This window comes from Kitasatospora sp. NPDC096077 (assembly GCF_040303245.1).
In the GTDB taxonomy this organism is placed as follows: Bacteria; Actinomycetota; Actinomycetes; order Streptomycetales; family Streptomycetaceae; genus Kitasatospora.
Genome location: NZ_JBEOSV010000026.1, coordinates 58,757 through 72,541, shown reverse-complemented (window position 1 = coordinate 72,541; position 13,785 = coordinate 58,757). Strand labels below are relative to the sequence as shown.

At 71.5% G+C, this 13,785-nt stretch carries 11 protein-coding genes and 1 other RNA gene; 11 read left to right on the top strand and 1 reads right to left on the bottom strand.

Annotated elements, in window-relative coordinates:
- Nucleotides 1-188: 188 nt before the first annotated feature.
- The 8 genes from ftsE to ABTZ03_RS22895 all read left to right on the top strand — a co-directional run bounded on the left by ftsE (nucleotide 189) and on the right by ABTZ03_RS22895 (nucleotide 9,208).
- A complete protein-coding gene (gene ftsE, locus ABTZ03_RS22930; RefSeq protein WP_030059730.1) occupies nucleotides 189-878 on the top strand; it encodes a cell division ATP-binding protein FtsE in 690 nt (229 codons plus the stop codon).
- Nucleotides 879-955: 77 nt separating this feature from the next.
- Complete coding sequence (gene ftsX / locus ABTZ03_RS22925; protein ID WP_350514904.1) at nucleotides 956-1,867, top strand: permease-like cell division protein FtsX; 912 nt, start codon at nucleotides 956-958, stop codon at nucleotides 1,865-1,867.
- Nucleotides 1,868-1,979: 112 nt separating this feature from the next.
- Nucleotides 1,980-3,116, top strand: a complete 1,137-nt coding sequence (locus tag ABTZ03_RS22920) for a S41 family peptidase (RefSeq protein WP_350514903.1) — start codon at nucleotides 1,980-1,982, stop codon at nucleotides 3,114-3,116.
- Between the two features lie 58 nt (nucleotides 3,117-3,174).
- Entirely contained in the window at nucleotides 3,175-3,651 is a 477-nt protein-coding gene (gene smpB, locus ABTZ03_RS22915) for an SsrA-binding protein SmpB (RefSeq protein ID WP_350514902.1), read from the top strand.
- An 86-nt stretch (nucleotides 3,652-3,737) separates the two neighbouring features.
- Nucleotides 3,738-4,119: a transfer-messenger RNA gene (gene ssrA, locus ABTZ03_RS22910) on the top strand.
- A 151-nt stretch (nucleotides 4,120-4,270) separates the two neighbouring features.
- A complete protein-coding gene (locus ABTZ03_RS22905) occupies nucleotides 4,271-6,574 on the top strand; it encodes a HelD family protein (RefSeq protein ID WP_350514901.1) in 2,304 nt (767 codons plus the stop codon).
- Between the two features lie 347 nt (nucleotides 6,575-6,921).
- Nucleotides 6,922-8,394: an NAD-dependent malic enzyme gene (locus ABTZ03_RS22900; RefSeq protein WP_350514900.1), complete on the top strand. Its 1,473-nt coding sequence runs from the start codon at nucleotides 6,922-6,924 to the stop codon at nucleotides 8,392-8,394.
- Nucleotides 8,395-8,926: 532 nt separating this feature from the next.
- Nucleotides 8,927-9,208, top strand: a complete 282-nt coding sequence (locus ABTZ03_RS22895) for an HU family DNA-binding protein (protein WP_188304146.1) — start codon at nucleotides 8,927-8,929, stop codon at nucleotides 9,206-9,208.
- A gap of 70 nt (nucleotides 9,209-9,278) precedes the next feature.
- Here the strand turns inward: ABTZ03_RS22895 and murA are convergent, their stop codons facing one another.
- Nucleotides 9,279-10,619 (bottom strand): UDP-N-acetylglucosamine 1-carboxyvinyltransferase, encoded by a 1,341-nt coding sequence (gene murA, locus ABTZ03_RS22890; protein ID WP_350514899.1) that lies wholly within the window; start codon nucleotides 10,617-10,619, stop codon nucleotides 9,279-9,281.
- Between the two features lie 298 nt (nucleotides 10,620-10,917).
- Between murA and ABTZ03_RS22885 the strand changes: the two genes are divergently transcribed.
- From ABTZ03_RS22885 to ABTZ03_RS22875, 3 genes are all read left to right on the top strand, one after another.
- Nucleotides 10,918-11,511, top strand: coding sequence for a YqgE/AlgH family protein (locus tag ABTZ03_RS22885; RefSeq protein WP_400929379.1), 594 nt, complete (start codon nucleotides 10,918-10,920; stop codon nucleotides 11,509-11,511).
- A gap of 74 nt (nucleotides 11,512-11,585) precedes the next feature.
- Nucleotides 11,586-11,870 carry a DUF3039 domain-containing protein gene (locus ABTZ03_RS22880; protein WP_350514897.1) on the top strand — a complete coding sequence of 95 codons (285 nt, stop codon included), beginning with the start codon at nucleotides 11,586-11,588 and terminating at the stop codon, nucleotides 11,868-11,870.
- Between the two features lie 136 nt (nucleotides 11,871-12,006).
- The gene (locus ABTZ03_RS22875; protein WP_350514896.1) at nucleotides 12,007-13,617 is read left to right on the top strand and encodes a beta-N-acetylhexosaminidase; all 1,611 of its coding nucleotides are present in this window, start codon (nucleotides 12,007-12,009) and stop codon (nucleotides 13,615-13,617) included.
- Nucleotides 13,618-13,785: the final 168 nt, after the last annotated feature.

The following is a 13,785-nucleotide window of genomic DNA, read 5'->3' as shown; positions in this document are numbered from 1 at the left end:
ACAACCGGACATTCTCCCCCAGATTCAGGTTTCCGTCCTGGGCTGTCCCTGCGGACGGACCGCCGGTTCGCGTATGGTCCCAAGCCGGGAGCGGCCCTTCGCGCTCCCTTCGCCCGCCCCAGGACCGGGCCTCCGGGGCGGACCGACCGAGGACTGGCGCCGCCTAGGATGGCCTCCGTGATGCAGCCGTGATCAGATTCGACAACGTCTCCAAGACCTATCCCAAGCAGAACCGTCCCGCCCTGGACAACGTCTCGCTGGAGATCGAGAAGGGTGAGTTCGTCTTCCTGGTCGGCTCGTCCGGCTCGGGGAAGTCCACCTTCCTGCGCCTGTGCCTGCGCGAGGAGCGCCCCAGCACCGGTGCGGTGCACGTCCTGGGCAAGGACCTCGGCAAGCTGTCCAACTGGAAGGTGCCGCACATGCGCCGCCAGCTGGGCACCGTCTTCCAGGACTTCCGCCTGCTGCCGAACAAGACGGTCGCGCAGAACGTCGCCTTCGCGCTGGAGGTGATCGGCAAGCCCAAGAGCGCCATCAACAAGGTGGTGCCCGAGGTGCTGGAGCTGGTCGGCCTCGGCGGCAAGGAGGACCGGATGCCCGGCGAGCTGTCCGGTGGTGAGCAGCAGCGCGTCGCGATCGCCCGTGCGTTCGTGAACCGTCCGATGCTGCTCATCGCGGACGAGCCCACCGGTAACCTCGACCCGCAGAACTCGGTCGGCATCATGAAGCTGCTCGACCGCATCAACCGCACCGGCACCACGGTGCTGATGGCCACCCACGACCAGGCCATCGTCGACCAGATGCGCAAGCGGGTCATCGAACTCGACAAGGGGTTGCTGGTCCGCGACCAGGCCCGCGGCGTCTACGGGTACCAGCACTGACCGATCGGCGCTGATCCGTAGGGCCGCCGGCCCGGACCGCCAGACCACGCAGTACCGACCCTGGAGTTGTTTCCCGCATGCGTGCCCAGTTCGTCCTGTCGGAGATCGGTGTGGGTCTCCGACGCAACCTGACCATGACCATCGCGGTCGTGGTCAGCGTCGCGCTCTCCCTCGCCCTCGCCGGTTCCTCGCTCCTGGTCCGCGACCAGGTGAACTCCATGAAGGGGTACTGGTACGACAAGGTCGAGGTGAGCATCTACTTCTGTACGAAGGCGGATGCCCGCAACTCGCCGCAGTGCGACAAGGGCGCGGCCACCGACCAGCAGGTCCAGGACATCAAGGACCAGCTGGACAAGATGAGTTCGGTGGTCCAGTCGTCCACCTACGAGAGCTCCGCCGAGGCGTACAAGCACTGGAAGGAGATGAACCCGGACAACCCGCTCATCTCCGTCCTGGGCCCGGACGCCATGCCGCAGTCCTGGCGGGTGAAGCTCAACGACCCGACCAAGTACGACGTCATCCAGAGCGCCTTCGCGGGCAAGCCCGGCGTCAAGTCGGTCGAGGACCAACGGAAGATCCTGGAGAACCTGTTCGGCCTGCTCAACGGCCTGCAGACGGCGGCGTTCGTGATCATGGTGTTGATGCTGTTCGTCGCGTTGCTGCTGATCGTCAACACCGTCCGGGTGTCGGCGTACAGCAGGCGGCGCGAGACCGGCATCATGCGCCTGGTCGGCGCGTCGAACTTCTACGTCCAGATGCCGTTCATCGCCGAGGCCGCGTTCTCCGCGCTGCTCGGTGCGGCGCTGGCCTCCGGCCTGCTGGTCGGCGGGCACTTCTTCGTCCAGAACTGGCTGGCCGACCGGGTGCAGTTCATCCACTTCATCGGCCTCAGCTCGGTGCTGGCGGTGATCCCGCTGCTGGTCGTGGTCGGCATGGGGATGGCCGGCATCGCGGCGTTCTTCACGCTGCGCAAGTACCTCAAGGTCTGATCCCCGCAGGTTGCTTCGGCCCCGTACGGCACTGCGCCGTACGGGGCCGTCGGCGTTCCGCGCTCCTCGTTCCGGCCCGCCGCGCGCGGTGCGGTGTCTACACTCCGTTGCCATGCTGCAAACTCCGCGCAGGGCACGTCAGGTGGCCGCCCTCAGCCTGGTGTTCGGCGCCGTGCTGCTGACCGGCGCCGCGACCGGTGCCTGGGGCGAGCCGGGCGACCCGCTGCGCCGCGCCCCCGCCGACCTGGCCCCGGCCGCGGCCCGGCTCCCGGCGGACCCGGCCGGCGCCGCGCTGTCCGAGCAGCAGGCCGAGCACCTGCTCGCGGCCGGCGGCGACCGCTGGGGTGCGTACTACAGCGCCCAGGAGTACGCCGAGTTCAGCCAGGGCCTGGACGGCCGCTACCCCGGGGTCGGCCTGTCGGTCGGCCGCGGCGAGGACGGCGTCACCGCGGTCTCCGAGGTCACCCCGGCCGGACCGGCCGCCGAGGCCGGGATCGCCCCCGGTGACCGGCTGCTGGCGATCGACGGGGACCAGGCCGACCGGCTGCCGGTCACCGAGGTGGTGGCCCGGCTGCGCGGGCAGGGCGACGAGCGCCGGCCCGGCTCCGAGGTCACCCTGGCCGTGCGGCGCGGCGACGGACCGGTGCGCGAACTGCGGCTGCGCCGGGTGCTGCTGGACAGCCGGCAGGTCACCGCGGAGCACCTGGGCAAGGGCGTGCTGCGGATCACCGTCCGGGCCTTCACCAGCGGCGTGGCCGACCAGGTGCGGGCCGCGCTGCGCGCCCCGCACGCCGGCGTGGTGCTCGATCTGCGCGGCAACTCCGGCGGGTTGCTGGACGAGGCGGTCGGCACCGCCGGGAGCTTCCTGGACGGCGGATCCGTCGGCTCGTACCAGGAGCGCGGCGAGACGCGGGAGTTGACCGCCCCGCCCGGCGGCGACCCGCGCACCCCGCTGGTGGTGCTGGTGGACGGCGGCACGATGAGCGCCGCGGAACTGCTCGCCGGGGCCCTGCAGGACCGCAGCCGCGCCGTCGTGGTGGGCTCCCGTACCTTCGGCAAGGGCACCGTCCAGCAGCCCAGCAGGCTCGCCGACGGGGCGGTGCTGGAGCTGACCGTCGGGCGCTACTACACCCCGGCCGGGCGCTCCCCGGACGGCACCGGGCTGACCCCGGACGTCCCGGCCGCGGCCGCCGAGGACGCCGACGCGCTCGCCCTGCGGGTGCTCGCCGGGCTGGGCACCCGGTCCTGACGGGCCGCGCCTAAAGCAGCTGCCCGACCCGGCGTCGAAGTGCGAGAATGGCCGCGCTATGGCAAAGGAAACCGGACAGAAGCTGATCGCGCAGAACAAGAAGGCGCGACACGAGTACACGATCCTCGACACCTACGAGTGCGGCCTCGTCCTCACCGGGACGGAGGTCAAGTCGCTGCGCGAGGGCCGCGCCAACCTGGTCGACGGCTACGCCTACATCCAGAACCACGAGGCGTGGATCGACAACGTCTTCATCCCCGAGTACACCCAGGGGACGTGGACCAACCACGCGGCCCGGCGCAAGCGCAAGCTGCTGCTGCACCGGCTGGAGATCCGCAAGATCGAGGCCACGGTCCGCGACGCGGGCCACACCCTGATCCCGCTGTCCCTGTACTTCAAGGACGGCCGGGTCAAGCTCGAACTCGCACTGGCGGTCGGCAAGAAGCTGTACGACAAGCGCCAGACGCTGCGCGAGAAGCAGGACACCCGCGAGACGGCCCGCGCGGTGGCGGCGGCCCGGCGGCGCCAGCGTTAATCCGCTGGACCCTCGCCGGTCGCCTCGCGTACTATGGCGTCAGCAACACGGACGGTCACCGTCCGAGCTGTTTCTCAAAAAAACATGGGGATGATCGGTTTCGACAGGGGATGTTGAAACAGGGGAAGCGAGCCGAGGAACGCGGCAATGATCTCGTTAACCACGTGTCGCAAAAAAATAATCGCCAACTCTAAGCGCGATTCCCAGCAGTTCGCTCTCGCTGCCTAATAAGCACCGATAGCGCTTGGGTGTCAGACCGGGGAGTTCCCGACCCGGACCCTGGCATAATCTAGGGAACTCAACCGTCCGCCCGGGCTGCGGGGGTGGATGGGAAATCAAACAGCAGCTGGGCCTGTTGGCGGCTTGTCCGTGTGACCGCCAGGGCCGAGAAAATCGCAGCGGACTGCGCTCGGAGAAGCCCTGAATTAACTCCACTGGACCCGGGTTCGATTCCCGGCATCTCCACCACCCCATGTTCACACCGAAGGCCGTCCACCGCTGATGCGGAGGGCGGCCTTCGAATTGTTACGGTCCCGGTGCCGCGTTGCCGCGCGCCCGGGCGTAGGATCATCCGTCCGCTCGTTTTCCGGAGCCGGATTCCGTCGCAACCCCCGAGGCCATGCAGAGCAACACGGACACCACCCCCACCCCCGATCACGAGAGCGTCCGCGAGCGCGAGATCGCCGGTGAGCAGCAGCACCTCGACACCGTCTACCACCGGCTGGAGGAGAAGCTCGCCGAGGCGGAGTACATCCTGGAGGACGCCGCCAAGCGGGTCCAGGTCGGCACCCCCGGTGCCCTCGCCGAGCGTGACGCCCAGGTCTACCGGGCCGGCGCGCACCTCCAGCGGCTCAACAACGAGTTCGAGGACTTCCTCTTCGGCCGGATCGACCTCCAGCGGGCGGACGCCCCGGAGGAACACGGCATCCCCTCGAACACCCCGCTCGACCCGGCCGACCCGGCGGTCGCCGAGACCCTCCACATCGGCCGCCTCGGCGTCCTGGACGCCGAGTTCGGCCCGCTGGTGATCGACTGGCGGGCCCCGGCCGCCGCGCCGTTCTACCGCGCCACCCCGGTGGAGCCCGGCCGGGTGATCCGCCGCCGGGTGATCCGCTCCAAGGGCCGCAGGGTGATCGGCGTCGAGGACGACCTGCTGCGCCCCGACCTCACCCCGACCCTGGGCGGCGAGGAGCTGGCCGTGGTCGGCGACGGCGCGCTGATGGCCTCGCTCGGCCGCGCCCGCAGCCACTCGATGCGCGACATCGTCTCCTCCATCCAGAAGGAGCAGGACGAGGTGATCCGGGCCGCCGCGGCCGGGGCCACCCTCGTCACCGGCGGCCCCGGCACCGGCAAGACCGCCGTCGCCCTGCACCGCGCCGCCTACCTGCTGTACCAGGACCGCCGCCGCTACGCCGGGGGCATCCTGGTGGTCTCGCCCACCGCGCTGCTGGTCTCGTACACCGAGGGCGTGCTGCCCTCGCTGGGCGAGGAGGGCCAGGTCGCCATCCGGGCGATCGGCTCACTGGTGGACGGCATCGAGGCGGGCACCTACGACACCCCGGAGGCGGCCCGGGTCAAGGGCTCGGCCCGAATGGTGCACCTGCTGCGCCGGGCCGCCCGGGCGGCGCTGGAGCTCGGTGCCCCGCAGGAGCTCAAGGTGGTCGCCCGCGGCGAGGTGCTGAAGCTGGACGCGGGCCGGCTGAAGGCCGTCCGCGGCAACGTGGTGGGCTCCGGCGGCACCCCGCTGAACCTGCTGCGCCCGCGCGCCCGCCGGCTGCTGCTGGACGCCCTGTGGCAGGAGGCCACCAGGCACCTGCCCAGGCCCGCCGACCACTACGCCCGGGAGCAGCGCCAGGAGGAGAAGGAGTCCTTCGACGAGTACGTCTCGGACGAGGCGTCGTTCCTGGACTTCCTGGACGCCTGGTGGCCGCCCCTGAGCCCGCGCCGGGTGCTCGGCACGCTCAAGCAGTCCCGGCACACCAACCGGATCGCCCGTCGCGCCGTGACCCCGGACGAGGCGCGGCTGCTGGCCGCCTCCTGGCGCCACCTCTCGCCGGAGGGCGCGGGCGAGCTGTCCGCGCACGACGTGGCGCTGGTGGACGAGCTGCAGCTGCTGCTCGGCGAGCCGGCCCGGCCGAAGGTCCGCGAGGTGGACGCGGTGGACCTGCTGAGCGGCCTGGACGAGGTGACCACCTTCGCCGACCGCAACTCCCGCCAGCGGGACCGCCGGCCGGTGGAGCGCACGGAGTACGCGCACGTCATCGTGGACGAGGCCCAGGACCTCACCCCGATGCAGTGGCGGATGATCGGCCGCCGTTCCCGGATGGCCACCTGGACCATCGTCGGCGACCCGGCGCAGTCCTCCTGGCCGTTCCCGCAGGAGGCCCAGGCGGCGATGGACGAGGTGCTGGCCGGCAAGCCGCGCCGCCGCTTCACGCTGACGGTCAACTACCGCAACCCGGCCGAGATCGCCGAGGTCGCGGCCAAGGTGCTGGCGCTGGCCGCGCCGGGCACGCCGTCGCCGAGCGCGGTGCGCCACGTCGGCGTCGAGCCGCGCTTCGCGGCGGTCACCGCCCCCGGGCCGGAGGCCTTCGGCCGGGGCGCCCGGGCGGAGCTGGAGCGGCTGCTGGGCGAGGTGGACGGCACCGTGGCGATCGTGGTGCCGATGGACCGCCGGGCCGAGGCGGCCGGCTGGGCCGAGGGCCTGGGCGAGCGCGTGGTGGCGCTGGGCAGCCTGGAGGCCAAGGGCCTGGAGTACGACGCGACGGTGGTCGCCGACCCGACCGGCATCGCCGGTGAGTCGGAGGCCGGCCTGCGGGTGCTGTACGTGGCGCTCACCCGGGCGACCCAGCGGCTGACCGTGCTGTCCGGTCCTGACGACCTGCCGGACGCGGCCGGCGTGCCCGCGCTGCTGCACGGCTGACCCGCCCACGACGAAGGCCCCTCACCGGTGGTGAGGGGCCTTCGGACGTTTAGTACACCGACCCGCCATGCTCGCCTCGCGGCAAGTGGTCCCTCTGAGGGACGAAGGTTGGGCCCGGGGGCTTGGATCGAGCCGGTGCCCGTCCAATGTAACGCATCGGCCGGGAGAGGCAAGGAGTGCGCGGTCGGGGACCGCGGGCGATCGGGCCCGGTTGTCGGATCCGCACACTCAATGAACGTTATTTCTGGCAATCCCTTGGAAGGTGCGACGATCGAGGTCTAGCATGCGCAGGCGATGCCTTCAACAAAATGTTGAGCCTGCGGGACAGACGGAAGAAGGAAGCGTCGATGGCGACGGTGCCCAGTGTCTCCAACTCGATCACGGTGCGACTGGAGGTCCCGGCCCGCGGCAACGCGGTCAGCGCGATCACCACGGCCGTGGAGTCCTCCGGCGGATCGGTCACCGGTCTCGACGTCACCGCGTCCGGCCTGGAGGCGCTGCGGATCGACGTGACCGTGGCGGCCTCCTCGGTCGCGCACGGCGAGGAGATCGTCGAGAAGCTGCGGACGATCGACGGCGTGTCGATCGGCAAGGTCTCGGACCGCACCTTCCTGATGCACCTCGGCGGCAAGATCGAGATGTCCTCGAAGCTGCCGATCCGCAACCGTGACGACCTCAGCATGATCTACACCCCGGGCGTGGCCCGGGTCTGCATGGCGATCGCCGAGAACCCCGAGGACGCCCGCCGCCTGACCATCAAGCGCAACAGCGTCGCGGTGGTCACCGACGGCTCGGCCGTGCTCGGCCTGGGCAACATCGGCCCGGCGGCCGCGCTGCCCGTGATGGAGGGCAAGGCGGCCCTGTTCAAGCGCTTCGCCGGGATCGACGCCTGGCCGATCTGCCTGGACACCCAGGACAGCGACGAGATCGTCGCCATCGTCAAGGCGATCGCCCCCGGCTTCGCCGGCATCAACCTGGAGGACATCTCCGCGCCGCGCTGCTTCGAGATCGAGGCCCGGCTGCGCGAGGCCCTGGACATCCCGGTCTTCCACGACGACCAGCACGGCACCGCGATCGTGGTGCTGGCGGCCCTCACCAACGCGCTCAAGGTGGTCGGCAAGCGGATCGGCGACATCCGGGTGGTGATGTCGGGCGCCGGCGCGGCCGGCACCGCGATCCTCAAGCTGCTGCTGGCGGCCGGCGTCGAGCACGCCACCGTCGCGGACGTCCACGGCGTGGTCCACCTGGGCCGTGAGGACCTCAACGACAGCCTGCGCTGGATCGCCGAGCACACCAACCGCTCGGGCCGCACCGGCAGCCTCAAGGAGGCCGTGGCGGACGCCGACGTCTTCATCGGCGTCTCGGCCCCGAACGTGCTGGACGGCGACGACCTGGCCACCATGGCGGAGCAGTCGATCGTCTTCGCGCTGGCCAACCCGGACCCGGAGGTCGACCCGGCCGTGGCCCGGCACACCGCCGCCGTGGTCGCCACCGGCCGCAGCGACTTCCCGAACCAGATCAACAACGTGTTGGTCTTCCCGGGTGTCTTCCGCGGCCTCCTGGACGCCCAGAGCCGCACGGTCAACACCGAGATGATGATCGCCGCCGCCCGGGCGCTGGCCACCACCGTCGGCGACGACGAGCTGAACGCCAACTACATCATCCCGAGCGTCTTCAACAAGGACGTCGCCAAGACCGTCGCCGCCGCGGTGCGCGAGGCGGCCCTGGCCGACGGCCAGGAGCCCGCCGTCCCGGCCCGTCCGACCCCCGGTATCGTCGGCACCCTGGACGCCGCCGCGTTCCCCGTGGTCAAGCTCTGAGGGGTGCCTTCCGGCGCCGTCGGCCCGGTCCGACGGCGCCGCCGCTGATCGCTCAAATGTCCGATTAGCGGCCATACCCGCCCAAGTCCGCCCCGAACCCTTGCGACACAAGGGCGAGGGGCGTGTTTGGGCTTGTCGTGCCTAGGGCGTACGGTAGCCCTGGCCGGGGCAGGCGTGTCCGACAAGTACGGAACGTCCCCCTGGTCTTCCGGCGCGTCGTCCCGACCGCCGCCCGCTCCCGGTCCGCCGGAGCCGACGGGGCGTCACACCTCCGACGGGCGGGCGACGTTCGGGTGGCTCGGCCGGGGCCCGATTGGCTTTCTCAGGGCCGGTCGGGGCAGGATTCGTACCCAGGCAGGCGGCGGGCCTCTTCAGACGGCTCCGGCGCGCGGCATCGGGTTCGGACCCGGCCTGCGACCACGCAATGCCTGCATGAGCACAGTGTGCGGACCTGCGGCCCATCCGGGTGCCCCCCGGTGGGAGCACCGATGGGCCCCCGCACACCGCAAGCGAACAGACCACAGGAGTACACATGAACCGCAGTGAGCTGGTGGCCGCGCTGTCCGAGCGCGCCGAGGTGACCCGCAAGGACGCCGACGCCGTTCTGGCCGCCTTCGCCGAGATCGTCGGCGAGGTCGTCGCCAAGGGCGACGAGAAGGTCACCATCCCCGGTTTCCTGACCTTCGAGCGCACCCACCGCGCTGCTCGCACCGCCCGCAACCCGCAGACCGGCGAGCCGATCCAGATCGCGGCCGGCTACAGCGCCAAGGTGAGCGCCGGCTCCAAGCTGAAGGAAGCCGCCAAGGGCGTCTGAACCACCCCTTGAACGCCCGAGAGGCCGGGCTCCCCGCGGGGAGCCCGGCCTCTCGCCGTGTGCGTATCCGTTACGCGTCGACCAGCTGCTCGCTGGGCAGCTCGACGTGGGCGCCGAGGTCCCGCAGCTTGTCCATGAAGTTCTCGTAGCCGCGGTTGATCAGGTCGATGCCGTGCACGGTCGAGGTGCCCTCGGCCGCCAGCGCCGCGATCAGGTACGAGAAGCCGCCGCGCAGGTCCGGGATGACCAGCTCGGCGCCCATCAGCTTGGACGGGCCGGAGACGACCGCGGAGTGCAGGAAGTTGCGGGCGCCGAAGCGGCACGGGGTGGCGCCCAGGCACTCGCGGTAGAGCTGGATGTGTGCGCCCATCTGGTTGAGCGCGCCGGTGAAGCCCAGCCGCGACTCGTACACCGTCTCGTGCACGATGGACAGCCCGGTGGCCTGGGTCAGCGCGACCACCAGCGGCTGCTGCCAGTCGGTCTGGAAGCCCGGGTGCACGTCGGTCTCCAGGGCGATCGCCTTGAGCTCGCCGCCCGGGTGCCAGAAGCGGATGCCCTCGTCCTCCACCTCGAAGGCGCCACCGACCTTCCGGAAGGTGTTGAGGAAGGTCATCATCTCCAGCTGGCGGGCGCCGCGGACGTAGATGTCGCCCTTGGTGGCGAGCGCCGCGCAGGCCCAGGAGGCGGCCTCCAGGCGGTCCGGGAGGGCCCGGTGGGTGTAGCCGTTCAGCTCGTCCACACCGGTGATCAGGATGGTGCGGTCGGTGCCCAGGGTGATGATCGCGCCCATCTTCTGCAGCACGCAGATCAGGTCGACGATCTCCGGCTCGATGGCCGCGTTGCGCAGCTCGGTGACGCCCTCGGCGAGGACGGCGGTGAGCAGCACCTGCTCGGTCGCGCCGACCGAGGGGTAGGGCAGCTCGATCTTGGTGCCGCGCAGCCGCTGCGGGGCGACCAGGTAGGTGCCCTGCGGGTGCTTCTCGATGGTGGCGCCGAACTGGCGCAGCACCTCGAAGTGGAAGTCGACCGGGCGGCCGCCGATGTCGCAGCCGCCCAGGCCCGGGATGAAGGCGTGGCCGAGGCGGTGCAGCAGCGGGCCGCAGAACAGGATCGGGATCCGCGAGGAGCCGGCGTGGGCGTCGATGTCGGCGACATTGGCGCTCTCCACGTGGGAGGGGTCGAGGATCAGCTCGCCGTCCTCGTCGCCGGTGCGCACGGTCACACCGTGCAGCTGCAGCAGGCCGCGGACCACCTTGACGTCGCGGATGTCCGGGACGTTGCGCAGTCTGCTGGGGCCCTGGCCGAGGAGGGCGGCGACCATGGCCTTGGGGACCAGGTTCTTCGCACCGCGGACGCGGATCTCGCCTTCGAGCGGGTTTCCGCCGTGGACCAGCAGGACGTCGTCGGTCATCGTTCTCGCAATCCGGGGTGCCAGAGGAGTGGGATCGGCTCCGGGGCGGAGCCGGTGGTGGACCGTGTTACGGGCGTACGGGCGCGTTCGGGCCCCCGGAGAATCCGAGTCGGCACCGTAGAGGGGCGTCCACCATCCGTAGATGGTAGTGGGCGTGCCGATGGTTCCCGTGAGCCTCTCCCGTGATGGTGCTCTCTCCGGCCCCGCTCCCGCCCTCCGGTGCGGCCGTACGGGTGTTCGTCCGGCGTGTCGGGGTTTCGGGTGTTGCGGTGTCCGACCGGTGCCGTTCTGCGGGATCATGTGTGGCATGACGGCGGCCCATTCGCACGGAGGCCGGTCGCACACCGGCCGTCTGCTCGTCGCGACGCCCGTGCTCACCGACCCGAATTTCGCCCGGGCGGTGGTACTGCTCCTCGACCACGACGTCGAGGGGGCGCTCGGCGTGGTGCTCAACCGGCCGACTCCGGTCGAGGTGGGCAGCGTGCTGGACGGCTGGGGCGGACTCGTCGGGCAGCCCGCGGTGGTGTTCCAGGGCGGGCCGGTGGCGCTGGACTCGGCGCTCGGCGTGGCGGTCGCGCCGGGGGAGCCGGGCGGCGGCGAGCCGCTCGGCTGGCGACGGGTGCACGGCGCGATCGGACTGGTGGACCTGGAGGCGCCGCCCGAGGTGCTGGCCGGGGAGCTGGGCAGCCTGCGGATCTTCGCCGGGTACGCCGGCTGGTCGCCGGGCCAGCTGGAGACCGAGCTGGAGAGCGGTGCCTGGTACCTGGTGGACTGCGAGCCGGGGGACGTCTCCAGCCCCGAGCCGGAGCGGCTGTGGCGGTCCGTGCTGCGCCGCCAGCGCGGCCCGCTGGCCCTGCTGGCGACCTACCCGGACGACCCGACGATGAACTGAGCGGAGCCCCCGCGGAGCGGGCCCGCCGCGCGATACTGGCCCGGTTTCCGGGGGCGCCCATAGACTTGGCACCCATGAGCACTCTTGAGCCCGAGCGCGGCCTCGGCACCGGCACCCTGGTCGAGCCCGTCCCGCAGGTGTCCAACGGCGACGGCGACCACGAGCGCTTCGCCCACTACGTCCAGAAGGACAAGATCATGGAGAGCGCGCTCTCCGGGTCCCCGGTGGTGGCGCTGTGCGGCAAGGTGTGGGTGCCCGGGCGCGACCCGAAGAAGTACCCGGTCTGCCCGATGTGCAAGGAGATCTACGACGGCATCGGCAAGCCGCAGGGCGGCGACGGGGACAACGGCGGCAAGTAGTCCGCCGCGGTCCGCGGGCCGCCGGTCCGTACGGCACCGGTGCGCACGGCCGCGTTCCGCACAGCACCGTTTTGCATAGCACCGCGTTTCCGAGGTGGTCTATGCCAATCGTTCCGGGCCTGGGCAGGATGTCGGAATGGACCTCATTCCCGCACCTTCGAGTGCCGTCCGGCGCCCGGACGGGGACTTCCCGCTCGACGCCACCACCACGCTGACCGCGCCGCCCGGGCTGGCCGATGCCGAGCACTGGCTGCGCGGCACGCTCTCCGCCGCCACCGGGCTGCCGCTCGGGCCGGGGCGCCCGGGCGCCGGCATCGAACTGGTCCTGGACGACGCCCTGGCCGCCGAGGCGTACCGGATCACGGTGCGCCCCGGCCACGCCCTGCTCGCCGCCGGCGGCCCGGCCGGCGCGCTGTGGGCGGCCCAGACCCTGCGGCAGCTGCTCGGGCCGGACGCCTACCGGCGCTCCCCGCTGCGCCGGGAGGGCTGGGTGCTGCCCGGCGCGGACATCGCCGACGCGCCCCGGTTCGGCTGGCGCGGCGCGCTGCTGGACGTCGCCCGGCACTTCCTGCCCAAGTCGGACGTGCTGCGCTTCGTCGACCTGCTGGCCGTGCACAAGCTCAACGTGCTGCACCTGCACCTGACCGACGACCAGGGCTGGCGGATCGAGATCAAGCGCTACCCGCGGCTGACCGCGCAGGGCGCCTGGCGGGAGCGCTCGATGGTCGGCTACCGGTCCGGGCAGCGCCGCGACGACCGCCCGCACGGCGGCTACTACACCCAGGACGACCTGCGCGAGATCGTCGCCTACGCGGCCGCGCGCGGGATCACCGTCGTCCCGGAGATCGACCTGCCCGGCCACACCCAGGCCGCCGTCGCGGCCTACCCCGAGCTGGGCAACACCGATGTGGTGGACACCGCCGCGCTGGGCGTCTGGACCGACTGGGGGGTGAGCCACCACGTGCTCAACGCCTCCGAGGAGACCCTGCGCTTCTTCGAGGGGGTGCTGGAGGAGGTCCTGGAGATCTTCCCGTCCGAGTTCGTCCACCTCGGCGGCGACGAGTGCCCCAAGGAGCAGTGGAAGGACAGCGCCGCCGCCCAGGCCCGGATCCGCGAGCTGGGCCTGGCCAACGAGGACGAGCTGCAGAGCCACCTGATCCGGCACTTCGACCGCTGGCTGGCCGGGCGCGGGCGCCGGCTGATCGGCTGGGACGAGATCCTGGAGGGCGGACTCGCCCCCGGTGCGGCGGTCTCCTCCTGGCGCGGCTTCGGCGGCGGGATCGCCGCCGCGAAGGCCGGGCACGACGTGGTGATGTGCCCCGAGCAGCACGTCTACTTCGACCACCGGCAGGCGGACGGGCCGGACGAGCCGATCCCGGTCGGCTTCGTGCGCACGGTGGAGGACGTCTACCGCTTCGAGCCGGTCCCGGCGCAGCTGGACGAGGCCGCCGCCCGGCACGTCATCGGCACCCAGGCCAACCTGTGGAGCGAGTTCATGGACAGCGCCCGGGACATCGACTACCGGGCCTTCCCCCGGCTGGTCGCCTTCGCCGAGGTCGCCTGGTCCGAGCTGCCCGCCGAGCCGGCCGAGCGCGACTTCGCGGGCTTCGAGCGGCGGCTGACCGGGCACCTCGCGGTGCTGGACGCGCTGGGCGTCGAGTACCGCCCGGCGGACGGGCCGCACCCCTGGCAGCGGCGGCCCGGGGTGGCGGGACGGCCGATCGAGGGGCCGCCCCCGGTGCGCTGAGGTGGTGCTGCCGTGCGCTGAGGTGTCCCTCGGGAACTTATGGACGGTCATCTGACGTCAAGAAAAGATGAACATCTGCTCCGGTCCCGTTCGGGCCGGGGCAGATACCGCCCGGATTCCGTCCCAATCGGGCAGTCCCGTTCACCGGTCCCGAAATGATCATCGAGC

Excerpts from the sequence above, each read along its gene's own strand:
- ftsX (WP_350514904.1), top strand. The coding sequence starts at position 956 with ATGCGTGCCCAGTTCGTCCTGTCGGAGATCGGTGTGGGTCTCCGACGC.
- ABTZ03_RS22920 (WP_350514903.1), top strand. The coding sequence starts at position 1,980 with ATGCTGCAAACTCCGCGCAGGGCACGTCAGGTGGCCGCCCTCAGCCTG.
- smpB (WP_350514902.1), top strand. The coding sequence starts at position 3,175 with ATGGCAAAGGAAACCGGACAGAAGCTGATCGCGCAGAACAAGAAGGCG.
- ABTZ03_RS22905 (WP_350514901.1), top strand. The coding sequence starts at position 4,271 with ATGCAGAGCAACACGGACACCACCCCCACCCCCGATCACGAGAGCGTC.
- ABTZ03_RS22900 (WP_350514900.1), top strand. The coding sequence starts at position 6,922 with ATGGCGACGGTGCCCAGTGTCTCCAACTCGATCACGGTGCGACTGGAG.
- ABTZ03_RS22895 (WP_188304146.1), top strand. The coding sequence starts at position 8,927 with ATGAACCGCAGTGAGCTGGTGGCCGCGCTGTCCGAGCGCGCCGAGGTG.
- murA (WP_350514899.1), bottom strand. The coding sequence starts at position 10,619 with ATGACCGACGACGTCCTGCTGGTCCACGGCGGAAACCCGCTCGAAGGC.
- ABTZ03_RS22885 (WP_400929379.1), top strand. The coding sequence starts at position 10,918 with ATGTGTGGCATGACGGCGGCCCATTCGCACGGAGGCCGGTCGCACACC.
- ABTZ03_RS22880 (WP_350514897.1), top strand. The coding sequence starts at position 11,586 with ATGAGCACTCTTGAGCCCGAGCGCGGCCTCGGCACCGGCACCCTGGTC.
- ABTZ03_RS22875 (WP_350514896.1), top strand. The coding sequence starts at position 12,007 with ATGGACCTCATTCCCGCACCTTCGAGTGCCGTCCGGCGCCCGGACGGG.